Source organism: Pseudactinotalea sp. (genome assembly GCF_048594945.1).
Classification (GTDB): domain Bacteria; phylum Actinomycetota; class Actinomycetes; order Actinomycetales; family Beutenbergiaceae; genus Pseudactinotalea.
Window position 1 is genome coordinate 1 of the sequence record NZ_JBMDXJ010000398.1, and the last position, 22297, is coordinate 22297.

General features: G+C 70.5%; 23 protein-coding genes. 14 read left to right on the forward strand and 9 right to left on the reverse strand.

Translation table 11 applies throughout. The features are described 5' to 3' along the window. Positions 1-1371: acyl-CoA carboxylase subunit beta (locus tag ACOJSN_RS17985; protein ID WP_420113887.1), on the reverse strand; the 1371-nt coding region annotated here is incomplete at its 3' end. Positions 1372-1491: 120 nt separating this feature from the next. Between ACOJSN_RS17985 and ACOJSN_RS17990 the strand changes: the two genes are divergently transcribed. From ACOJSN_RS17990 to ACOJSN_RS18005, 4 genes are read left to right on the forward strand one after another with little or no spacing between them, the layout of a single operon-like run. Beyond that, the gene (locus ACOJSN_RS17990) at positions 1492-2271 is read left to right on the forward strand and encodes a biotin--[acetyl-CoA-carboxylase] ligase (protein WP_420113865.1); all 780 of its coding nucleotides are present in this window, start codon (positions 1492-1494) and stop codon (positions 2269-2271) included. A gap of 10 nt (positions 2272-2281) precedes the next feature. Further along, positions 2282-3325 carry an adenylate/guanylate cyclase domain-containing protein gene (locus tag ACOJSN_RS17995; protein WP_420113866.1) on the forward strand — a complete coding sequence of 348 codons (1044 nt, stop codon included), beginning with the start codon at positions 2282-2284 and terminating at the stop codon, positions 3323-3325. Positions 3326-3362: 37 nt separating this feature from the next. Then, complete coding sequence (locus tag ACOJSN_RS18000; protein ID WP_420113867.1) at positions 3363-4046, forward strand: response regulator transcription factor; 684 nt, start codon at positions 3363-3365, stop codon at positions 4044-4046. Positions 4047-4083: 37 nt separating this feature from the next. Further along, positions 4084-5376, forward strand: a complete 1293-nt coding sequence (locus tag ACOJSN_RS18005; protein WP_420113868.1) for an ATP-binding protein — start codon at positions 4084-4086, stop codon at positions 5374-5376. Positions 5377-5563: 187 nt separating this feature from the next. On the opposite strand, the gene ACOJSN_RS18010 is transcribed toward ACOJSN_RS18005, so the two are convergent. After that, positions 5564-6154: a GtrA family protein gene (locus tag ACOJSN_RS18010; protein ID WP_420113869.1), complete on the reverse strand. Its 591-nt coding sequence runs from the start codon at positions 6152-6154 to the stop codon at positions 5564-5566. A gap of 76 nt (positions 6155-6230) precedes the next feature. Here ACOJSN_RS18010 and ACOJSN_RS18015 point away from each other — a divergent pair, with 76 nt between their 5' ends. Both ACOJSN_RS18015 and purE read left to right on the forward strand, forming a co-directional pair. Further along, a complete protein-coding gene (locus ACOJSN_RS18015) occupies positions 6231-7373 on the forward strand; it encodes a 5-(carboxyamino)imidazole ribonucleotide synthase (protein ID WP_420113870.1) in 1143 nt (380 codons plus the stop codon). Beyond that, a complete protein-coding gene (purE, locus tag ACOJSN_RS18020) occupies positions 7370-7903 on the forward strand; it encodes a 5-(carboxyamino)imidazole ribonucleotide mutase (RefSeq protein WP_420113871.1) in 534 nt (177 codons plus the stop codon). The genes ACOJSN_RS18015 and purE overlap by 4 nt, the downstream gene beginning before the upstream one ends. Here the strand turns inward: purE and ACOJSN_RS18025 are convergent. After that, on the reverse strand, positions 7890-8480 hold the full coding sequence (locus ACOJSN_RS18025) for a phosphotransferase-like protein (protein WP_420113872.1): 591 nt from the start codon (positions 8478-8480) through the stop codon (positions 7890-7892). The genes purE and ACOJSN_RS18025 overlap by 14 nt on opposite strands. Before the next feature lie 35 nt (positions 8481-8515). Further along, positions 8516-9622 (reverse strand): substrate-binding domain-containing protein, encoded by a 1107-nt coding sequence (locus ACOJSN_RS18030; RefSeq protein WP_420113873.1) that lies wholly within the window; start codon positions 9620-9622, stop codon positions 8516-8518. A 173-nt stretch (positions 9623-9795) separates the two neighbouring features. Here ACOJSN_RS18030 and ACOJSN_RS18035 point away from each other — a divergent pair, with 173 nt between their 5' ends. The 5 genes from ACOJSN_RS18035 (at position 9796) to ACOJSN_RS18055 (ending at position 14760) form a co-directional block, all read left to right on the forward strand. Next, on the forward strand, positions 9796-10803 hold the full coding sequence (locus tag ACOJSN_RS18035; RefSeq protein WP_420113874.1) for a hydroxyacid dehydrogenase: 1008 nt from the start codon (positions 9796-9798) through the stop codon (positions 10801-10803). A gap of 87 nt (positions 10804-10890) precedes the next feature. Further along, on the forward strand, positions 10891-12177 hold the full coding sequence (locus ACOJSN_RS18040; protein WP_420113875.1) for an ABC transporter substrate-binding protein: 1287 nt from the start codon (positions 10891-10893) through the stop codon (positions 12175-12177). 92 nt (positions 12178-12269) lie between these two features. Then, on the forward strand, positions 12270-13181 hold the full coding sequence (locus ACOJSN_RS18045) for a carbohydrate ABC transporter permease (protein ID WP_420113876.1): 912 nt from the start codon (positions 12270-12272) through the stop codon (positions 13179-13181). Beyond that, the gene (locus ACOJSN_RS18050) at positions 13181-14062 is read left to right on the forward strand and encodes a carbohydrate ABC transporter permease (protein WP_420113877.1); all 882 of its coding nucleotides are present in this window, start codon (positions 13181-13183) and stop codon (positions 14060-14062) included. The genes ACOJSN_RS18045 and ACOJSN_RS18050 overlap by 1 nt, the downstream gene beginning before the upstream one ends. Next, a complete protein-coding gene (locus ACOJSN_RS18055; RefSeq protein ID WP_420113878.1) occupies positions 14059-14760 on the forward strand; it encodes a ferredoxin-NADPH reductase in 702 nt (233 codons plus the stop codon). The genes ACOJSN_RS18050 and ACOJSN_RS18055 overlap by 4 nt, the downstream gene beginning before the upstream one ends. Positions 14761-14792: 32 nt before the next feature. Here ACOJSN_RS18055 and ACOJSN_RS18060 read toward each other — a convergent pair whose 3' ends face one another. From ACOJSN_RS18060 to ACOJSN_RS18075, 4 genes are all read right to left on the reverse strand, one after another. Then, positions 14793-15212, reverse strand: a complete 420-nt coding sequence (locus ACOJSN_RS18060; protein ID WP_420113879.1) for a CoA-binding protein — start codon at positions 15210-15212, stop codon at positions 14793-14795. 78 nt (positions 15213-15290) lie between these two features. Beyond that, entirely contained in the window at positions 15291-16214 is a 924-nt protein-coding gene (locus ACOJSN_RS18065; RefSeq protein WP_420113880.1) for an LCP family protein, read from the reverse strand. Positions 16215-16681: 467 nt separating this feature from the next. Further along, entirely contained in the window at positions 16682-17962 is a 1281-nt protein-coding gene (locus tag ACOJSN_RS18070) for an LCP family protein (protein ID WP_420113881.1), read from the reverse strand. A 4-nt stretch (positions 17963-17966) separates the two neighbouring features. Next, positions 17967-19298 (reverse strand): LCP family protein, encoded by a 1332-nt coding sequence (locus ACOJSN_RS18075; RefSeq protein WP_420113882.1) that lies wholly within the window; start codon positions 19296-19298, stop codon positions 17967-17969. Positions 19299-19496: 198 nt separating this feature from the next. On the opposite strand from ACOJSN_RS18075, the gene ACOJSN_RS18080 reads away from it, so the two are divergent. The 3 genes from ACOJSN_RS18080 to ACOJSN_RS18090 are packed head-to-tail and all read left to right on the forward strand — an operon-like array spanning position 19497 to position 21197. Further along, the gene (locus tag ACOJSN_RS18080; protein WP_420113883.1) at positions 19497-20546 is read left to right on the forward strand and encodes an NAD-dependent epimerase/dehydratase family protein; all 1050 of its coding nucleotides are present in this window, start codon (positions 19497-19499) and stop codon (positions 20544-20546) included. Between the two features lie 31 nt (positions 20547-20577). Beyond that, positions 20578-20805, forward strand: a complete 228-nt coding sequence (locus tag ACOJSN_RS18085; protein ID WP_420113884.1) for a FitA-like ribbon-helix-helix domain-containing protein — start codon at positions 20578-20580, stop codon at positions 20803-20805. Further along, the gene (locus ACOJSN_RS18090; RefSeq protein ID WP_420113885.1) at positions 20802-21197 is read left to right on the forward strand and encodes a type II toxin-antitoxin system VapC family toxin; all 396 of its coding nucleotides are present in this window, start codon (positions 20802-20804) and stop codon (positions 21195-21197) included. The genes ACOJSN_RS18085 and ACOJSN_RS18090 overlap by 4 nt, the downstream gene beginning before the upstream one ends. A gap of 6 nt (positions 21198-21203) precedes the next feature. On the opposite strand, the gene ACOJSN_RS18095 is transcribed toward ACOJSN_RS18090, so the two are convergent. Further along, positions 21204-22297: DUF6541 family protein (locus tag ACOJSN_RS18095; protein ID WP_420113886.1), on the reverse strand; the 1094-nt coding region annotated here is incomplete at its 5' end.

The window sequence follows — 22297 nt, forward strand, 5'->3', positions numbered from 1 at the left end:
GGCCTCGGCGACGGCCTTGAGCGCGCCGCGCTGCAGGATGTTCACCGCACCGCCTGCGCCCATGACGGCGATCTGCGCCGTCGGCCAGGCGAGGTTGAGGTCGGCGCCGAGCTGCTTCGAGCCCATGACGATGTAGGCCCCGCCGTACGCCTTGCGCGTGATGACCGTGATGAGCGGCACGGTCGCCTCGGCGTAGGCGTAGATCAGCTTGGCGCCGCGGCGGATGATGCCGTTCCACTCCTGGTCGGTGCCGGGCAGGAAGCCGGGCACGTCCACGAACGTGAGCACGGGGATGTTGAAGGCATCGCAGGTGCGCACGAACCGGGCGGCCTTCTCGGCGGCGTTGATGTCGAGCGTGCCGGCCATGGTCTGCGGCTGGTTCGCCACGATCCCGACCGGGTGCCCCTCCACGTGCCCGAACCCGATGATCACGTTCCGTGCGTAGAGCGCCTGGACTTCGAGGAAGTCGCCGTCATCGAGGACAGCCTCGATCAGCGCGTGCATGTCGTACGGCTGGTTGTCGGAGTCCGGGATCAGGGCATCGAGCTCGAGGTCCTCCGGCGTGGGCTCGAGGTCCGTCTCGACCGGGAACGTCTCGGGGTCGGTGAGGTTGTTGGCCGGCAGGTAGTGCAGCAGCGCGCGGACGTAGTCGAACGCGTCCTCCTCGTCGGAGGCGAGGTAGTGCGCCACACCGGACCGCTCGTTGTGGGTGCGGCCGCCGCCGAGCTCCTCGAAGCCGACGTCCTCACCGGTCACCGCGCGGATCACGTCCGGGCCGGTGATGAACATGTTCGACGTCTGATCTGCCATCACGATGAAGTCGGTGAGCGCGGGGGAGTACACCGCACCACCCGCGCTCGGCCCCAGGATCAGCGAGATCTGCGGGATCACCCCGGAGGCCGCCACGTTCCGGCGGAAGATCTCTGCGAACTGCGTGAGCGCCGCGACGCCCTCCTGGATCCGCGCGCCACCGCCGTCGGAGATCCCGATCAACGGCACGCCGGTACGCAGCGCGAGGTCCATCACCTTGCTGATCTTCTGCCCGTGCACCTCGCCGAGCGAGCCGCCGAACACCGTGAAGTCCTGGCTGTAGATCGCCACCTGGTGGCCGTCGATGGTGCCGTAGCCGACCACCACGCCATCGCCCGGCACGCGCCGTTTGTCCAGCCCGAAGTTGGAGGAGCGGTGGGTCGCGAACGCGTCGAGCTCGGTGAAGCTGCCTTCGTCCAGCAGCGCGTCGATGCGTTCGCGCGCGGACTTCTTGCCGCGCTTTCCCTGCTTCTCGACGGCGGTGCTCGCCAGGGCCTCCGGGCCCTCGGCGATGCGTCGGTCGAGATCGGCGAGCTTGTCTGAGGTGGTCACGTCGGCCAGCGTAGAGGGCGGCGTGCGTGCCGACGACGGAACGAATCGCGCGCTCGATGCCACGGCAACCGGTTGCGCCGGGCCGCCCGGCCCATCGAGCGTGCGGTTCCTTCGTGGCACGCTGGCGACATGACGGATGTCGATGCCCCGGGCCGGTCGCTCGTGATCACGGTCGAGGAGAGCGGATCCACGCAGGACGACCTGCGCGTGCTCGCCGCCGATGCTTCCGGGTGGCCGCACCTGTCCGGCCTCCGTGCGGTGCGGCAGACCGCGGGCCGCGGGCGCGGCGGCCGCGCCTGGCAGACCGACGAGCTGACCGCGCTGACCGCGAGCCTGGTGCTGCGCCCGGACATCCCGCCTGCGGCGTGGCCGTGGATCCCGCTGCTGGCGGGCTGCGCCGTGGTGGAGGCGCTCGCACACGGTCTCGCCAGGCTCAAATGGCCCAACGACGTGGTGCTGCCCGCCGACGCCGCTCACGCGGACGTCGAAGGCTGGGGATCGTGGCGCAAGGCCGGTGGGATCCTCGCCGAGGGCCTGCCGGACCAGTCCGGTGTGCTCCTCGGGATCGGCGTCAACCTCGCCGGTACCGCACCCGTGCCGTGGGCGACCACGCTGCAGGAGCACGGGATCGATACCGATCCGGAGGCTCTCCTCGAGGCGATCCGGTCCCACCTCGCCCAGACCGTGGCGAGCGACCCCGCGACCTGGCGGGACGCCGTCGAGCATCGATGCGCGAGCATCGGTGCGCAGGTCGTGGCGCACCTGCCGGGCGGGGCCAGAATCACCGGCACGGCGGTGGCGATCGATGACGCCGGTGGCCTCGTGATCGCCGAAGCCGGCGGGTCGGAACGGGTGGTGATGGCCGGGGACGTCGAGCATCTGCGGGCGAGCAGCGGCGAAGGGCGGTAGTTTCACGAGCGTGGTCGAGGAAGCTGACTCCGCCGGGTCGACCTACCAAGAGCTCGCCCGCACCTTGCTCGGTGACGAGCGGACCCTGACGACCCTCGAGGTGGCCGAGCGCACGGGGCAGAGCGTCCAGCTGCTTCGCGGCTTCTGGCGCTCGTTGGGTTTCGCCGACGTGCCCGACGACGTCCCGCATTTCACCGAGGGCGATGTCGCGGTCTTCGTGCGGATGGCTGCGCTGGTCGAGGAGGGAACGGTGGGCCTGAACGCCGCGCAGACGCTGGTGCGTGCGCAGGGCCACAGCGCCGACCGGCTCGCGCTGTGGCAGCTGGAGGCGCTGGTCGAGGATGCCGCGGCTCGGTACCGGCTGGACGACACCTCCGCCCGGCTGGTGGTGCTCGACCGCCTGGCCGCGCTCGTCCCGGTGCTCGAGCAGCAGATGGTGCACACCTGGCGGCGGCAGCTGGTGGCGCTGCTGGGGCGCCTCGACCGTGACATCGCGCGTGCGCACGCGCCGCAGCCGCCGGAGAACGGGGAGCTGCCACTGGAGCGTGCCGTGGGCTTCCTCGACATGGTCTCCTTCACCGAGCGCACCGCCGGACTCACACCGGCAGCCCTCGCGGACCTCGTGCAGAGCTTCGAGACGGCCGCGCGGGACACCATCGCGGGCAATGGTGCTCGCGTGGTCAAGACGATCGGGGACGCGGTGCTGTTCGTCGCCGATGACCTGCGCACCGGGGCAGAGGTCGCGCTGCAGCTGCTCGAGGTGATGAGCCGCGCGGGCTTCGAGGTGCGCGGTGGGCTGGTGTGGGGGCGGGTGCTCTCGTTGTCGGGGGATGTCTTCGGGCCGAGCGTCAATCTCGCCTCACGGCTCGGTGACGTCGCACCGGCCGGAGCGGTGGTGCTCGACGACGTGAGCGCGGCCCTGCTCGAGGCCTCCGAGCCGGGGGTGACGCTGTCGGCGCAAGCCCCGGTCGCGGTGCAGGGCCTGGGGGTGGTGCGGCCCGTGCGGCTCGGCCGTGCTCATCATGACGACGGCGGTGGGCCGGCTGCGGTTTGACACTCACCACCCCGCTTCATGGCATTAGCATGGCCGAGTGACCCGAGTCCTATTAGCTGAGGATGACCCTGCCATTGCCGAGCCGTTGGCTCGTGCGCTGTCGCGTGAGGGCTACGACGTGTCCGTGCACGGCACCGGTGGCGGCGCGATCGACCAGGCGAGCTCTGCGGACCTGCTGGTCCTCGACCTCGGCCTGCCCGACATGGACGGTCTCGACGTGGCCCGCTGGGTGCGCAACCAGGGGATGAGCACCCCGATCCTGGTGCTGACCGCGCGTGCCGACGAGGTGGACCTGGTCGTGGGGCTGGATGCCGGCGCCGACGACTACGTGACCAAGCCGTTCCGGCTGGCCGAGCTGCTGGCCCGCGTGCGTGCGCTGCTGCGCCGGGCGGGGAGCGACGGTGAGGACGAGGACGAGATCGGTGCGCAGGACGTCAAGGTCGATGTCGCCGCGCACCGGGCGTTTCAAGGTGAGCGTGAACTGTCTCTGACGGCGAAGGAGTTCGAGCTGCTGCGCGTGCTCGTGCGGGAGGCCGGCTCCGTGGTCTCGCGTGAGTCGCTGATGCGCGAGGTGTGGGCCTCCGACCCGTCCGGCTCCACCAAGACGCTCGACATGCACGTGTCCTGGCTGCGCCGCAAGCTCGGCGACGACGCGAACTCCCCGCGCTACATCTCCACGGTGCGCGGCATGGGTTTCAGGTTCGAGACCGAGGAGCACTGAGCTGCGGAGGCGTGTTCTCACCGCGACGATCGCGGCGGTGACCGTCGCGGTCCTTCTGCTCGGCGTGCCGATGGCCGTCTTCGGCGCCGTGATGGTGCGAGAGGCGGTGGTCTCCGATCTCGTGCTGCGTACCCAGAGCGTCGCGCGCACGGTGGAGACGCGCCTGATCTCGGGCCTGGAGATCGATTCCGCCTCGGTGGCTCGCTGGGTCGACGACTCCGTGGGCATACCGATGCGGATCACCGTCACCACGCCGGACGGCGAGGTGATCGCGGCCGGCGACGAGATCGAGGGGGCCGCCCTCGCACGCTCGCAGGGCACGCCCAGCGGGGCGGCCGTGCGCGTGGAGGGTCCCGCGGACGCCTTGTTCTGGCGCGGCGCGCAGGTGGTGATCCTCGTGGTCGTGGCATCGATGGTGGCGTTCGGGGTGGGGGCGCTGGTCGCCAGCTGGCAGGCCCGCAGGCTCGCAGCCCCGCTGATCTACCTGGCGGCGAGCGCCGAACAACTGGGTGCGGGCCGCGCACGTCCCTCGATCAAGACATCGGGCGTCGAGGAGATCGACCTCGTGGCCAGCGAGCTCGTGCGATCCGGCGAACGGATGGCCTCGCGGATGGCAGCGGAGAAGGAGTTCGCCGCCAACGCCAGCCACCAGCTCCGCACGCCCTTGACCGCGTTGACGATGCGGCTCGAGGAGATCGAGATGACCGCCGACGACCCGCATATCGCCGAGGAGGCGCGGATCTCGCTCGAGCAGGTGGAGCGGCTGGTCGGTGTGGTCGACGACCTTCTTTCCGCGGCACGACGCACCGACGGCGGCACCACCGAGCCGCTCCAGCTCTCGGAGATCTTCGAGCAGCAGCAGCGCGAGTGGGGTCCCACCTTCAAGCGGGCGGGCCGGCCGCTGCAGTTCTCCGACCAAGACGACCTCGCCGTGCTCGCGACCCCGGGCGCCCTCACGCAGGCCCTGTCCACGCTGCTGGAGAACTCCCTCAAGTACGGCGACGGCACCACCAGCGTGGAGGCGCGCCCCTCGAAGTCAGGTGCCGAGGTGGGCGTGGTGATCGAGGTCGCCGACGAGGGCCAAGGCGTCTCCGACGACCTCGCCCCGCGCATCTTCCAGCGCCATGTCACCTCCGGCAAGGGCACCGGCCTCGGCCTCGGCCTCGCCCGGGATCTCGTGACTGCCGACGGCGGCCGGCTGGACCTCGCGCAACGCCGCCCCGCGGTCTTCGCCATCTTCCTCGCCGCCGTGCCCAAGCGCCTCACCGACCACGACGTGCTTCCGCCGGGATCGATGGTGGTGGTGGGGAGGAGGCGGCGGCGGCGCTGAGGTCTCCCGGCTGGCGGGTGACTGCGGCTGGGTGCCCGCTCCGCGGGGTTCTGCGCGCGAGAAGAACCATCCGCACGCTCGTTCCTCGCGTGCTCCCGCCAGACCCAGCCATTCTCGCGCGCAGAACCCCGCGCATCGGGCTGTCGTGACCGCGCCTCTGAGGTGGCTCAGCGCGCGCGGCTCGGTGCTAGGGGGTCTTCTGTGGGGACGGGTCGGGTTCGAGGTGGGCGGCTGCGGCGAGCGAGCGGCCGTCGCGGGTGCGGACGCGGCGGAAGGTCCAGATCTTGTTGAGCACGAACGAGACCGGGGTCACGAGCACCACCGAGATCAGCTGCGCCCAGTAGACCTTGGTGCGGAAGCCGGTGGTGTCATCGAACACGTCGGTGGGTAGCTCGAGCGGGGAGTGGGGGTGCATCAGCAGCGTGAGGATCCCCAGTCCCACGATCTGCGCCGCGAGCCCGACCACGAGGAACGGCGGGTACTCCCGCCACCACGGTGAGTGCTTCGCGCTGCGGAACGTCCACCAGCGGTTGAGCTGGAAGTTCCACAGGTTGGCCACGAGGAACGCGAGCGTGGAGAACACGTGGTACCAGCGCACGTTGAAGTCCGTGTACGGAAGGTCGACCGCGATCGCCTCCGGGTGCGCGCCCAGCCGCTTGCAGATCACCATCACGAGCAGGTTGACCGCCACACCTGTGCCGCCCACCAGCCCGAACCGGAACAGCTGGATCCAGTTGCTGCGGTGCCGCACCAGCAGCCAGTGTCTGAGCCGTTCCACGGCGTCAGGATGCCACGCGGGGCTGAGCAGTTCCCTCGTCGAGCACGGGCAGGGCTGCCCGGTAGGCTTGCTGCCCGTGGGTCCCGTGGGCGCTGTGGTGGGGGGCGGGCAGCTGGCCCGCATGATGGCCGAGCCTGCGGCCGCGTTGCAGATCCGGCTGCGTGCCTTGGTCGAGGCAGCCGACGGCGCCGCCGCCCAGGTGCTCCCCGACAGCCCTGTGGGCACCCCGAAGGACATCGCGGACCTGCGTGGCCTGGTCACCGGAGCCGATGTGCTCACGTTCGAGCACGAGCACGTCCCCGGCGACCACCTGCGCGCGCTGCAGGCCGAAGGTGTCAGCGTCCAGCCCGGTCCGGACGCCCTGTCGTGTGCGCAGGACAAGCTCCACATGCGGACCCGCCTCGGTGAGCTCGGCGTCCCGTGCCCGCGCTGGGCGCGCATCGACAGCCCGGCAGATCTCGAGTCGTTCGCCGAGCAGGTCGGCTGGCCGGTCATCGTCAAGACCCCGGTGGGCGGCTACGACGGCAAGGGTGTCCGGGTGGTGAGCTCCGCCGTCGAGATCTCCGACTGGATGGCCGACGGCGGCCCTCTCCTCGCGGAGGAGAAGGTCCCGTTCGTGCGTGAGCTCGCCGCGCTGGTCGCGCGGCGCCCCTCGGGCGAGATGCGCTCGTGGGCGGTGGTCGAGACGATCCAGCGCGACGGCGTGTGCGCCGAGGTCGTCTCACCCGCGCCCGGGCTCGAACCCGGGCTCGCTGAGCAAGCCGAGGAGATCGCCCGCACGGTCGCCGAGGGCGTGGGCGTCACCGGGGTGCTTGCCGTGGAGATGTTCGCGACGGCGGAGGGTGTGGTGGTCAACGAGCTCGCCATGCGCCCGCACAACTCGGGCCACTTCTCGATCGACGGGTCGGTCACCAGCCAGTTCGAGCAGCACCTGCGTGCGGTGCTCGACCTGCCGCTGGGGGACACCGCCGCGACCGCGCCGTGGGCCGTGATGATCAACCTGCTCGGCTCCGACCTGGAGGACCCGAGCACGGCGTACCCGGCCCTGATGGCGCGCTATCCCGAGGCCAAGGTGCACCTGTACGGCAAGGCGGTGCGCCCGGGCCGCAAGCTCGGCCACGTGACCGTGACCGGCGATGACCTGGCGACCTGCCGCGAGAAGGCGACCGCCGCCGTCGCGATCCTGCGTGGCGAGAACCCGAGCGAGGAGCAGCGATGACAGAGCCACTGGTGGGGGTCGTGATGGGCTCCGACTCCGACTGGCCCGTGATGGAGCAGGCAGCGACCGCGCTGGAGGAGTTCGGGGTGCCGTACGAGGCCGACGTGGTCTCCGCGCACCGGATGCCGACCGACATGATCGCCTACGGCGAGCAGGCGGCCGCGCGTGGGTTGCGCGTGATCATCGCCGGCGCCGGCGGTGCTGCGCACCTGCCGGGCATGCTCGCCGCCGTGACACCGCTGCCGGTGATCGGCGTGCCCGTCCCGCTGCAGCACCTCGACGGCATGGACTCGCTGCTCTCGATCGTGCAGATGCCCGCGGGCGTACCGGTGGCCACGGTGAGTGTGGGCGGCGCCCGCAACGCCGGGCTGCTCGCCGTCCGCGTGCTCGCCGCCGGCGGCGACGACCTCGGCGCCAGGCTGCGCGAACAGATGGCGACGTTCCAGGACCAGCTGCGTCAGGCCGCCGTCGAGAAGGGTGCCAAGTTGCGCGCCCAGCGGGCGCAGAAGCCGGGGTTCAACGCAGGCTGACGGCCCGCCCGAGCGTAGCCGCGATCACACGCGCACACTCCGAGGGAGTCTGCTCGGAGGTGTCGAGTTCCAGGTCGGACCGCACGGCCTCCTCGACGGCGTGCTGCCACCGCTGCACCGGGTCGGGGGTGTGCGCGCTGGCCACGTAGCCTGCGCCGCCCCACGTCGCGCGACGGCGCTCGCGGATCACCTCGAGGGGGCAGCGAACGCCCACCACCAGCGTGGGCACGCCGCGGAGCTGCTGCTGCGCGATCGCGAACGTGTCGAGCGGGGTCGCGTAGTCGTGGTGGTGCACCGCGTCGACGACGACGTCGAGGCCGAGACGGGCGTGCACGGCCACAGCGCCGTACAGGGCCTCGGTGAGCGTCGACACGAGCGGCTCCAGATCAGGGCGCTCCCCGCCAGGCCGCAGCCCGATGCCGGGGTGCAGGTGAGCGGGCGTCGCGGCGACCGAGGAGTCGACCCCGAGGTGGATCCACGTCCCCTCGACGGAACTCTGCACCGCGGCCGCGATGCTGCTCTTGCCCGATCGGGGCGGTCCGTTGAGGATGACCACGTGGCCGGTGGCGGCTGTCATGACCGTCAGTTCATCACGCCGCTCGGGATCGGTGGTCAGCTCGGAGGCCGAGTCGACTCCCGAACCACGAGCGTGGGGCTGATCGCCACGCGGTGGATCGCGCGCGCGGGGTCGGCGAGGCGCTCGAGCAGCAGCGCCACGGCGGCGCGGCCGACCTCCTGACGCGGCGGGCGTAGCGCGGTGAGCGGGGGAGAGGCGAGAGCGGCTACTTCGTCGTCATACGAGACCACGGAGAGGTCCTGCGGGATCGTGGTGCCGCGGCGGGCAGCCATCTGGGCGAGTCGGACCGCCTCCGGGTCGGAATGCACGAACAGCCCGGTGACGCCATCGGCGAGGAAAGTCTCGAGCGCGGCGGTCAGCGTCGGCTCGAACTCGGCCGTGTGTCGATTCGGGACGAACGCGACGGGCGCGGGGGCGAGGCCGAGCGCGGCGGTGGCGCGTTCCCATCCTTCCTGGATCTCCTTGGTATGGGGGGTGTCGGCGAGCACGGCGCCGATCCGGCGGTGGCCGAGCTGTGCCAGGTGGTGGGTGGCCATCTCGCCCCCGAGCCGGTGGTCGGAGATCACCGAGGGAACGGCGCGCTGGTAGTGGTCCACGACGGCGGTGCGCTCGACCAGCACCACCGGCACCGGTGCTTCGCGGAGCCACTCGCGCGTGCGCTCGCCGGACTCGCTGCTCATGTTGGGCGCTGCGAGTATGCCGACGCAACCGGCATCGACGAGGCCATCGAGATCGGGCCGCTCGTCGGTGGCCGAGTAACTGGACTCGTGCAGCAGCAGCCGCAGGCCCGCCCGGCGCACCTCGCTCTCCACGCTGCGGGCGATGTCCGGCCAGTAGACGGTGAGCGACGGGACGAGCATGCCGATGAGGCCATGTCGAGGTGCGGCGGGGGCGTCGCGCCGGGTGGGCTCGCTCGCGGTCGGCTCGTCGATCGCGGTGGCGCCACCGTGCACCCGTGCGACCAGGCCGGCTTCGGCGAGGTCGTCGAGGTCACGGCGGATCGTCACCGGTGTCACGGCGAACTCGGCGGCGAGCTGGGCTACCCGGACCGTGCCGTGTCGGCGAACCACGGTGAGGATCTGGGTGCGCCGAGACGCGCCGAGAGCGCGTTCCTCGGTCGGTGGTGTGACGCCGTCGTTCATTCCCTGCCCTCCTGCGTGTGCACAGTGTGCCGCTCACATCGATGATCCCGTGTGTTCGGTCTTGTCGTGTTGACATGCGCGAAGTTGTTCGCTTACGGTGCTCGCACATCTTAGGCAACTAAGCGAACAGAAACGCAACTTCACGCCCTCGACGGCGAGAGAGATCGGTGGTCATGGGTGACCTGCAGGCGCTGCTGGTGATGGGTGAGCCCGTCTACCGGGAGCTGTTCGGCGCGGCTGAGCGCGAGCGACTCAGCGCGCTCGCCTCACTCGGTGACCCCGCCTGCTCCGAGGCGTTCGACGACGCAGCACTGGCACGCCTGGCCGAGGTCGAGGTGCTGATCACCTCGTGGGGGTGCCCGCCGATCACGCCCGAGATCCTCGATGCGGCACCGCGGCTGCGCGCGATCCTGCACGCCGCCGGGAGCGTGCGCGAGCTGCTCCCGCCGCAGGTGCACGAGCGCGGCATCACGGTGACCTCGGCGGCTGACGCCAACGCGATCCCGGTGGCGGAGTTCACGCTCGCCGCGATCATCCTCGCCGGCAAGCGTGCGATCCCGATGGCGGCGATCAACCGGGATCTGCCCGTGACCTGGGGCGGTGTCGACACCTCGGCGCTGTCCAACCGGGGGCGCACGATCGGCCTGGTGGGCTTCTCCCGGATCGGCCGGCGCACGCTCGACCTGGTACGTCGGGTGCTCGAGCCCGCGCGCGTGCTCGTCGCGGACCCGTATGCCGACGCCGCCGAGGGCGCCCCTGCCGGCGGCGCCCTGGTCCCGCTGCCCGCGCTGCTCGCCGCCAGCGAGAGCGTGTCGCTGCACGCCCCGCTCGTCGAGAGCACCCGCGGCATGATCGGCGCCGCCGAGCTCGCGCTGCTGCCCAACGGTGCCACGCTCATCAACACCGCCCGCGGCGGGGTCCTCGATCACGACGCCTTGCTGCGCGAGTGCGCCGGCGGCCGCCTCGACGCGATCCTCGACGTCACCGAACCCGAACCGCTCCCCGCCGGACACGGGCTCCTCACGCTCCCCAACGTGCTGGTCACGCCACACCTGGCGGGCTCACTCGGCTCCGAGACGCGGCGGCTGGCACAGCACGCGCTCGATGCGCTGGAGGCACTCAGCTCCGACACCCCGATTCCCGGCGTGGTGACCCCCGAGGCGATGGGGCTGAGCGCATGAGGCGACGGGCCGCCGTCGGACATCCAGACCACACACATTCAGGCTCGAACAGCGGGCCACAACCCCAGCAGGAGAGGAAGTAACGCGATGAGGCGCATGATGAAGGCCGGCGTGGCCGTGGCGGCGGGGGCGATGCTCGTGCTCGCCGGTTGCTCCGGAGACGGTGGCGGCTCGGAGGGCGACGGCGGTCCGGTCGAGTTGCAGCTCGCCGGCTGGTCGCTCTCGACCACCCCGGAGTTTCAGCTGCTCGTGGACGGATTCGCCGAGCAGAACCCGGACATCACGATCACGATGCTCGAGTACGACGCGACCAACTACGACACCCAGCTGACGGCAGACCTCGCCGCCGGCTCGGCGCCGGACCTGTACCCGCTCAAGACCGTCACCACGTTCCCCACCTACCAGGAGGGCGGGCAGCTGCTCGACGTGAGCGACGTGGCCGAAGGCCTGCCGGAGGGCGTCAACGGGCTCGACAGCTACGTGGCCGAGGATGGCAACACGTACGCGATCCCGTACCGACAGGACGCGTGGTTCCTCTACTACAACAAGGAGCTCTTCGACGAGGCCGGCGTCGACTACCCGGACGGCTCGTGGACCTGGGACGACTACGCCGATGCCGCGCTCACACTGGCGGACGAGCTCGACGCCGATGGCACCTACCAGCACAACTGGGCGAGCGCCGTGCAGGGCTTCGCGAACGCGCAGGCCGGCAGCGACGAGGACTACCTGTCCGCCAACTGGGACTACATGGTCGAGTACTACGACCGCGTGCTCGAGCTGCAGGATGCGGGCGCGCAGGCCAGCTACGGCACCGTGACCACGAACTCCCTCAGCTACCAGGGGCAGTTCGGCACGCAGCAGGCGGCCATGATGCCCATGGGGTCCTGGTACGTGGCCACGCTGCTCGCGCAGCGTGAGAGCGGCGACGCCGAGACCTTCGAGTGGGGCTTCGCGCCGATGCCTCAGCTGGACTCCTCGACCGTGGACGCCCCGATCACCGAGGGCAACCCGACCGCGATCGGCATCAACCCCGCGATCGACGACAGCAAGGTCGACGCCGCCAAGGAGTTCCTGGCGTACATCGGCTCGGAGGATGCCTCCAGCGCCCTCGCCGAGATCGGCATCATGCCGGCCAACACCAGCGACGCGGTCGCCGACGTCATGTTCGCGCTCGACGGCGTCCCCACCGATGACCTCGCACGGTTCGCCTTCACCTCGCAGACCCCGGTCACCGAGGCGCCGGTCGACTCCGGAACCCCGGCGCTGCAGAGCATCCTCGACGATGCGCACTCGGAGATCATGTCCGGCAGCGTCAGCGCCGCCGACGGTATCGCCAACGCGATCCAGCGCGCCCAGTCCGAGGTGCTGGGCTAGCACTGACCGACTGAGCACTCCTCGCCGGCGGTGACCGACCGCCGTCGGCCATCGCCGGCGAGGATCCCTCCTCACGCTTCAAGGAGCCCTTCATGTCAGCGACGAGCATCGAGCGGCCGCGCGCACCTGGCCGCCGACTGAGGCGTCACCGCACGTTGGTCGGGTGGACCTTCATCCTGCCGAACTTCCTCGGCTTCGCGACCTTCACGCTCGTGCCGGTGCTGATCCTCATGTACCTGGGCTTCACCACCTGGAACGCGTTCGGTGCGGCCGACTTCACCGGGCTGGACAACTACCGGCGGCTGCTCACTGACCGCACCTTCCACACGGCGCTGTTCAACACCGGCTACTACGCGGTGTTCCACATCCCGCTGACGTTGGCGGTCTCGCTCGGACTCGCGATCCTGCTCAACCAGAAGTTGAAGGGCGTCGCGTTCTTCCGCACGGTCGCGTTCTTCCCGTACATCACCTCGATCGTGGCGATCGCGGTGGTGTGGAACATGCTGTTCTCGCCCGAGGCCGGGCCGGTCAACCAGTTCCTGAATGCCCTCGGCATCGCGAACCCACCCGGCTGGACGATCTCCACGGACTGGGCGATGCCCGCCGTCATCATCGTCTCGGTGTGGCGCGACATGGGCTACTACATGTTGCTGTTCCTCGCCGGGCTGCAGGCGATACCGAGCGAGCTGTACGAGGCGGCGCGCATCGACGGCGCGAACGCGGTGCAGCGGTTCCGCAACGTGACGCTGCCCGGTCTGCGGCCCACCACGTTCTTCGTGACCGTGATGCTGACGATCGGATCCTTCAAGGTGTTCGATCTGATCCTGGTGATGACGAACGGCGGGCCGGGTACCGCCACACTCGTGCTCTCGCAGTACATCTACCGCAAGGGTTTCGAGGAGAACGACTTCGGGTACGCATCCGCGGTCGCGATCGTGCTGTTCCTCATCTGCATCAGCGTGACCGTGGTGCAGTTCCTCGTCAACAAGCGGAGGGATCGCTGATGGCCACGCTGACCCTCGACCCCCCGAGCGCACCGCAGCGGCGCGCGGGCAAGCGCACGCCGTGGCAGGTGGTCGGGCGTGCGGTGCTGTATGTGGTGATGGTCGCCGCTGCCGCTGCGATCTTGGTGCCCTTCGTGTGGATGGTCATCTCCTCGCTGAAGAACAACAACCAGATCTTCACGGTGCCGATCCAGTGGATCCCAGATCCGTTGGTGTGGAACAACTACCTGGACATCTGGACCAAGGCCAACATGACCACGTGGCTGCGGAACACGCTGCTGCTCTCGGTGGTCATCACGTTCCTTCAGGTGCTGACCGGCAGCTTCGCGGCCTACGGTTTCTCGAAGGTCCGCTTCCGCGGACGTGACGTGCTGTTCCTCGCCTACGTGGGCACGATCGCGGTGCCGTGGCAGGCGTACATGATTCCGCAGTTCATCCTGATGTCGAAGCTGAACCTGTCGAACACGCTGTGGGCGATGATCGCGTTGCAGGCCTTCAGCGCCTTCGGGGTGTTCCTCATGAAGCAGTACTACGAGTCGATCCCGGAGGAGCTCTCCGAAGCGGCACGGATCGACGGCCTGTCCGAGTACGGCATCTGGCGCCGTGTGGTGCTTCCGCTGTCCGGGCCGGCTGTGGCCTCGTTGACCCTGCTGACGTTCGTCAACGTGTGGAACGACTACCTCGGTCCGCTGATCTACCTGCGCTCGCCGGAGATCTGGACGATCCAGATCGGGCTGAAGTCGCTCGTGTCGCAGTACAACGCCGAGCACGCGCTGATCATGACCGGCTCAGTGTTGTCGGTGCTCCCGATCGCGTTGATCTTCCTGCTCGGGCAGCGCTACTTCGTGCAGGGCATCGCGACCACGGGCGTGAAGGGATGACCGCGGTGAGCCAGCGGCAGCCGCTGCTGCGCGTCTCCGCGATCACCTGGGAGACGATCTTCAGCACGGTCGCGGCTGCGCTGATCGCGAACGTCTGCCTGGCGCTGGCCACCTCGCCGCTGCTGGTGCTGCTGATCACCACCGACCCACGGGCGTCCTGGCCGGCGCTCGCGCTCGCTGCGGTGGCGTCAGTGCCGGCGCTGCCTGCTCTGTTCGGGGTGTTCCGGCACCTCGGGACCGGCCGCATCGGGGGAGTGCTGTCGGCATTCTGGTCCGGCTGGTGGCGCACGATGCGGCGTTCGCTGGCGGTCGGTTCGGCGGTGATCGGGCTGGCCGTGGTGGTCGGGGTCGACCTCGTGGTGCTCGGCACAAGCCGGTGGGCGGTCGCGTTGGGCGGGTTCCTGCTCGTGGTCCTCGCGCTCGGAGTGGCGACGGCGGTGCTCGCCCTGGTCGCGAGCGTCGAGCGGCCGGATGCCCGGCTTCGCGACGTGCTGAAGGCCTCGATCTACCTGGCGGTCAAGCGCTGGTACCTCAGCCTGTTCACGCTCGTGATCCTCGCGATGCAGGCCGCGCTGTTCACGCTGCACCCGGCCATCGCGGTCGGGCTCACCGCCGCGCCCCTGCTCTATGCGCTGTGGGGCAACTCCCGCTTCACGCTCGCGCCGGTGCTCCCGCCGGGCTCCCGCCTGGCCACCTGACGCCGTCCACACCCGATGTCACTGACGAGACGTCACCCGAGGCTGCGCGGCCCTTCGATCGCGGGGCAGCGGTCCATCACCACGTCGAGTCCGGCGTCGAGCGCGCGCTGCGCCGCCTCGTGGTCGATGACCCCGAGCTGCATCCACACAGCGCGCGCACCGCGGGCGATCGCCTCGTCGACCACCGCTCCGGCGAGCTCGGCGTTGACGAAGACATCAACCACGTCGACGGCGACATCACCCGGGATCTCCGCGAGCGTCGCGTAGCCGGTCGCCCCGTGCACGGTCTCGGCCTTCGGGTGAACCGGAACGATCGTCGTGCCGATCGACTGCAGGTACGAGGACACCCTGAACGCTGCGCGCTCAGGGTTGGTGGAGAGCCCCACCACTGCCCACGTGGCCGGGGTGCGGATGAGCTGCTCGATGACCGCGGAGTCGTTGATCGTCGCCATGGCCCCACTGTGGCAGATGTCGCGGATCGTCAGTGAAATCGGGGGTGTGACGAATCGTCAGTGAAATCGGAGTGGGGGCTAGCCGAGGGTGTGGGTGTCGTCGTTGGTGACGGTACCGTCGATCAGCGACTGGAAGAAGGCGGGGGCGAGGGCTTCGTCGAGGAGCACCGTGGAGCCGACGCCGCCGGGGCGGTAATCCATGCTGGCGATCGGGGGAGCGCCGCGCACTCCGTCCTCTGCGGTGGCGTTGCGGAAGGCGAGAGCCATGCGCCCCATGTCGAGGATGTTGGTGCCCTCGCTCACGGTCAGCGCTCCGAGGCCGGCGTCGACCAGCCGGACCTGCTCGCCGGGCTTCGCCACGAGCGAGGGGTTGGCGATCTTGCCGGTGACGGCCTGGATCACCTGCTGCTGCCACTCGGTGCGGCCGATGTCGCCCAACGGGTCCGACTTGCGCATCCGGGCGAACGCGAGCGCCATCTCGCCGTCGACCACCTGGCAGCCCGGCTCTTCCCAGACCAGTCCGCTGTCGCGGTCGTCGACCACGTAGTCCAGGCACAGCTCCACGCCGCCTACGGCGTCGACCAGCCCGGCCACGCCGCCCATGCCGATCTCCACATAGTGGTCCACGCCGATTCCGGTGAGCTGTTCGACCGTCTCGACGAGCAGCTCCGGCCCGCCGAACGCGTAGGCGGTGTTGAGCTTGTTCGCGCCGTGCCCGGGGATCTCCACGTAGGTGTCGCGGGGGAGCGAGATCAGCGATGTCGCGCCGCTGCGCGGCACCGTGAGCAACATGATCGTGTCGGTGCGCTGCCCCTCGGTGGAGTCGCCGTCGAGCACTCCGTCGGCGCGGGAGTCGGAGCCCGCGAGCAGATAGGTGGTGCCGGGTGTGCCGAGGCCACCGCTGGTGGCGTCCACATGGTTGATCTTGCCGTTCGCCCAGATCATCAGCCCGATCGGCCACGCGAGCACGAGCACGAGCAGCACGATCAGCACAGCGGCCACGCGACGCCCTCGGCGCCGCTTCCGCCTGGGCTTGGTCGGGCGCGGTGTCGTGGGCGGGGCGTCCGGCGGGCGCGAGCCCGGCCGTTCGGTCCGGCTGCTCGCCGACACCGATCGCGGCGCTGCGCCCGCAGGCATCACCTGGGTGCGTGGGCCTGCCTCGCGCGGTGAGGCTTGGTCGGGAGCGTACGACGGCGGCCGGTCACCGCGACCGGTCGGCGTACCTCGGCCGGTACGGGGCTGGGTGGGTCGCTTGGCCCCGTTGGGCTCGCGGCGCGGCGGGAGGCTACGGGGCTGGTCGCCGGAGAGCGGCGTGGCGGCGCCGCCGGTGCGGGCACGCGAGGTGGTGCGGCGGACAGGTCGGCGCCCGGGTGGGGCGTCGGGGTTGCTGCGAGGAGGGGTGCCCGGAGCGGTCCGCGGGGGACGCGGCTCGGATGGTGCTTCGAAGTCAAAGGGGTCGTCGGAGCCCATCAGCAGCTCTCGCTCTCGTCGTGGGACCCGTCCAGGCTAGGTGAGCCGGGGTCCGGCGTCGTGGTGGCGGGGTCCGGTGTGTCGCCCTGCTCGGAGCCGGAGTCATCGGGAGCGGCCGGGTCCTCGGCGGTGGTGGCGTCCTCGTCCTCGATCGGGCGGTCCTCGGCGACAGCCGCGAACAGCTCGTCCGCTTCCGCCGTCCACACCACGTTGGCGCCATCGCCGCGGTCGACCCACGGCACGGTCGTGAACGTGATGTCATCGGCGCGGATGTCGCGCAGCGACATCGCGATCCCGGCCAGCGAGGAGATCGACCCGAGGTCGCTGCTCGTGGTGAGGGACGCCGTCGCCGCGTCGAGGAACCGGAACAGGTCCCGGGAGTCGGTGAGCAGGTTCGCCTCGAGCACGGTCCGCAGAGTCGCGGCGAGCAGCTCCTGCTGGCGGCCGATACGGCCGGTGTCGCTGCCGTCGCCGATCGTCTTGCGGACGCGGGCGAAGCCGAGTGCCTGCTCGCCGTCGAGCACTTGGATGCCGGGATCGAGCTGCACGGCGGCGTCCGGGTCGTCGATCGGCTCCTCGATGCACATCTCCACGCCGCCGATCGCGTCGATCATCCGGATGAATCCGGAGAAGTCCACGGCCACGAAGCTGTCCACGCGCACGTTGGTGAGGGACTCCAGCGTGCGGATCGAGCAGGCCACGCCGTATCCGACGTCTCCCGTGGCGCCACCGTTCGCGAACGCCTGGTTGAACTTGAACTCGCGTGGCTCGGTCCACGTGCCGTCCGGCAGCGGGCAGGAGGGGATCAGCACCCAGGAGTCGCGAGGGATCGAGATCAGCTCCACGCGGGAGCGGTCCGCGGCCACGTGGGCGAGGATCACGGTGTCGGATCGCACGCCGCTCTGGCCGGCGCCGCCGAAGCGGGCGTTGTCGCCCTCGCGGTCGTCCACGCCCACGAGCAGCAGGTTGAGTGGCTGGCCGGCGTGCGGGTCCTCGGGATCAGCGGGCTGAGCCGAGGGGCGATCGGTGCCGAGCAGCGTCTCGATGTCGTGGGAGGTGATGTTGTCGTCGAAGCCGCGGTAGGTCCATGCGGCCGCGCTCGTGGCGAACAGCGCGAACCCGGCCACCACCGCTGTGACGAGGTGGGCGCGCTGGCGGCGCGGCCGGCGGGCATGGCGCAGCGTCGCGGCGAGCCGCTGCCGCACCGGTGTCCGGGCGTGCGCGCGTCGGGCCTGTGGGCGGCGAGAGGCGCGTGGCCGCTCGCGGATGGCGTGGCGCACGGGCTCAGCAGACCGGGTCGAGGTCACCCGCCGCGGCGCCGTCGGTGTTGTCGGTCGCCGTGTCGCTCTCCGGAGTGGTCGGCTCGTCCGTCGGCTCGTCGGTGGGCTCGCCCGTCTCGGCACCGTCGGTGGGGTCGGTCTCGGCACCCTCGGGACCGCCGTCGGTACCCGCGTCGGAGGACTCCTCCTGGACGATCGGCTCGTCGGCCGCCATCCGTTCCCAGATCACGTCGACCTCGCTGGTGAACACGAGCCGGTTGGGGTCGGGCTGGTAGGCGGCGTAGGGCGTGGTCATGAAGGTGACGTCGGCCATGTCGAGCGAGCGTAGGCTGAGCGCGAGCCCGGCCATGTCGTTGAGCGAGGCGAGGTTGCTGCTCATCGTCAGCGAGCTGAGCGCGGCCCGGAGCATCTTGTACAGGGCAGGGCCGTCGGTGAGGACGTTGCGCGAGAGCACCTCGTCGACCATCGCCGACATCAGGTGCTGCTGGCGCTCGATGCGGCCGGTGTCGGAGCCGTTGAGACCGTCACCGGAGCGGGCGCGGGCGTACCCGAGCGCGTCCTCGCCGTTGAGCGTCTGCTGGCCGGCCTCGAGATCGAGGTTCGCCTTGGGCGCGTAGAGCGGCTCGGGGATGCAGATGTCCACGCCGCCGAGCGCGTCGACCATGTCGACGAAGCCGCCCATCTCCACCAGCACCCATCCGTCGATCGTCAGGCCGGTGACTGACTGCGCGAGGTTGACATCGCACGCGACGGCCGACTTCGTGTCCCCGCCGGTCGCGAACGCCAGTGCGAACGCGCTGTTGTACATGCCATACCGGGCGTACACGGTCTCACCGGAGGTGGTGGGGCAGTCGGGGATGTCCACCATGGTGTCGCGGGGGATCGAGACGAGCTCCACTCGTGACCTGTCGGCGGAGATATGGGCCACGATGTGCGTATCGGCGAGCACTGAGGTGAAGCCGTCGTCCACGCCGCCATCGGCGCGGCTGTCGGAGCCGATGATGAGGATGTTCAGCGGGGTGCCGGCGGGGGGGTCCGCGGGCGGTGCGGTGGTCTCGTCGTCGCCGGCAGGGATGAGGTCGCCCACGTCGAGTGCGTCGACGTCGCCCTGCAGCTGGTTGTAGGTTGCGGCGATCGCCGTGCTGGTGAACGCGAGCACGCCCACGATCGCCACCGCGGTTGCGCGCAGCCGGTGCCGGGCGCGGGTGCCGGCGTGGCGGGGCGTGCCGGCGGCTGCTCGGTTCGTGGTGGCGGCCGCCGGGGCGCGCCGGGTGCCGTTCGCGCGAAGGTCGCGACGGCGGACCGAGGGTCCGGAGGCATGGCGAGGTTGCGTCATCGAGGCATGAGCCTAGGCAACGCACCGGCCGTAGTGGCGGCAGCGCCGCGCACGGTCCGTGAAGAGATTGTGGAGGGCAATGGCGCAGGTCACGGCGCTGCGCCCACCTCTGCGATCCTCCCCGCCGCCGCCCGCCAGGGTGACAGCCAGGTCGGCCCACTACGATCGCCGGGATGCAGCAGCAACGAGAGGGTGGGCGTGAGCATTCAGCTGAGCGCCGGTGATCGTGTCGCGGTTCTGGGCGGTTCGGGGTTCATCGGATCGCACGTGATCCCGGCCCTGGTCGAGGCGGGCATGAGCGTGGTGAGTTACGACCTGTACCCGCCGGAGCACCCGCTGCCCGATGAGGTGCAGGACGTGCGCGGTGACATCCGCGACGCCGCCTCACTCACCCGCACCCTGGAGGGTTGCGACGCGGTGCTCAATCTCGCGGCTGCGCACCACGACTTCGGGCTCACCCCGGCCACGTTCGACTCAGTGAACGTCGACGGCGCACGCGCCGTGGTGGCGTCGATGGTCGCTGCGGGCGTGACGAACCTCTGCTTCTACTCCTCCGTGGCGGTGTACGGGAACGCGGGGCCGCGTCCGGACGAGAGCTCGACCCCGAGCCCGGTCAACGACTACGGCCGCACCAAGCTCGAGGCCGAGGGCGTCTACCGCGCCTGGGCGGCGCAGCAGGAGGGCCGGCGACTACTGATGATCCGCCCCGCGGTGGTGTTCGGGCCGCGCAACTACGCGAACGTGTACCGGATGATCCACCAGGTCTACCGGCGCCGGTTCTTCCCGGTGGGCGCGGGCTCGAACCGCAAGAGCATGATCTTCGTGGCGAACATCGTGGCAGCGATCCTGCACCTGTGGACGCAGCCCGCGCTGCGTGAGGACGAGGTCTACAACTGCGTGGACCAGCCCGACCTCACGTCGTCGGAGATCCTCGCCGAGGTGTACCGCGGGCTCGGGCGACGCGCGCCGCGATGGCGGCTGCCGCTGCAGCCGGCGATCCTCGCGGCCACGCCGTTCGACCTCATCGCCAAGGTCACCGGTCGCAACCTCCCGATCACGAGCGACCGGATCCGCAAGCTTGCCGATGCCGAGACCTCCTTCGCGGCCGATCGCGTTCGCGAGACCGGGTACGAGCAGCCGGTGCCGCTGCGGCAGGGCCTGGCCACCATGGTGGCGTGGTACCTCGCCGAGGGCCGCGCGCAGGGAGCCGTGGAGCATCTGCCGCCGGAGCGCCCGCGGATCGAGTGAGCGGCTGCTAGCAGACTGCTATCATCGATCCATGGCGACCCTGTACATCCGCGACGTCCCTGAGTCCGTGTCTGAGGTCCTCAAGCGGCGCGCCGCGGCCGAGGGGAAGTCGTTGTCCACCTACGTGGCTGGGGAGCTGACGAACCTCGCCCAGCGCCCGACGAACGCCGAGGTGGTCGCACGGCTGGCCGAGCGTGACCGCTCGAGCGGCCCGAGTACGGACGAGATCCTCGCGGCGCTGGACGAGGGCCGCAGGTGATCGTGATCGACGCCTCGGCCATGGTCGAGGCGTTGATCGGTCGTGACGTCGACGCCGAGCTCGTGGATCTGCTCGCCGGCGATGTCGCGGCTCCACACCTGCTCGACATCGAGGTGTACTCGGTGCTGCGCGGCCTCGAGCTCGGTGGCAAGGTGATCCCGGAGGTCGCGGACCAGGCCCGCAGCGACTTTCGTGATCTCGTGATCGCGCGGTACGCCGCCGCACCGTTTGCCGATCAGATCTGGGCTCGACGGCACGAGGTCACCAGCTATGACGCCTGGTATCTCGCGGTCGCGCAGACGCTGGAGGCGACGCTGTGCACGTGCGACGCCAGGCTGGCCAAGGCTGCTGCCCGCGGAGTGTCAGTGCGCGTGTTCGGGCGCAGTCACTGAGCGCGGTCAGCTGCAGGGGGCGAGCTCGAGCACGCGGGCGGTGTCGCCCTCGGCGATGATCCTCGCGCCGGCCGGGTCGATCAGATCGAGCGCCTCGTAGCGGGGGTCGGCCTGGTAGGGCGCGCTGTCCTGGTAGAGGTAGCGGACCTGGAGGCGCTCGACGGCGTCGCACACCTCCGCGGAGATCTCACCTGAGTCGAGCTGGTCCAAGTTGTCCATGATCAGCTGCTGCTCCGGCGACCACACCTGCCCGGCCACGGGGAACACGACCGGCACGCCCACCAGCCCGTGGGCGCTGGACGCGCCCGAGAACGGGCTGCCGAGGATCGTGCCGTCGACGGCGTCCGGCAGGTCCGCGATCATCTCCAGCTCGCCGGTGGTCACGAACTGGGGTGGGTGGCCCGGTTCGTCCTGGAACACGTTGGCCACCCGGAACGTGCGGCCGGTGATGCTGGGGACCGTGATCGCCCCGACTAGGATGACGGCGGTGGCCATCGCGACAACGGCGCCGGCCCGGCCACGGAGGCGCTCGGCCGCGGCCACGAGCGCGCCGGCTGCGAGCGGCACCGCGATCATGGTGACCACCACCGACAGGCGCGCGGGTGAGGTGTACCAGAGGCGAGAGATCTGCAGGTGGCCGCCGGTGGCGGCGTCCACGTACAGCACCCAGGCCACCAGCAGCAGCAACGCCGGCAGTCGGTGCCGCCGCAGGAGCGCGAGCACGGCGCCTCCGATGGCGAGCCCGGCCACCACGGAACCGGCGGCGGTGGGCCACAGCCGGTAGCGGCCGGAGAGCACCTCGAGCACGGCCACGCCGAGTGGCTCGATCTCGTCTGATGCGTAGCCGGTCACCGAGGCGGCGAGCGGCGAGACGAGGAAGACCGCGAGCATGCCCACCACGGCGAGCGTGGCCAGAACCGGCGCCACCACGGGTGGGACGCGGCGGCTCGTGCGCGACTGCCGGGCAGCGCGGACGACTGCGCCGGCCAGCACCGGCAGCGCCAGCACCCCGGTGGCCAGCGCTGCGTTCGGGTGGCTGAGGCCGATGCCGAGGAGCGCGACGGCCACCACGACCAGCGCCACCGGTCGACCCGTGCGCT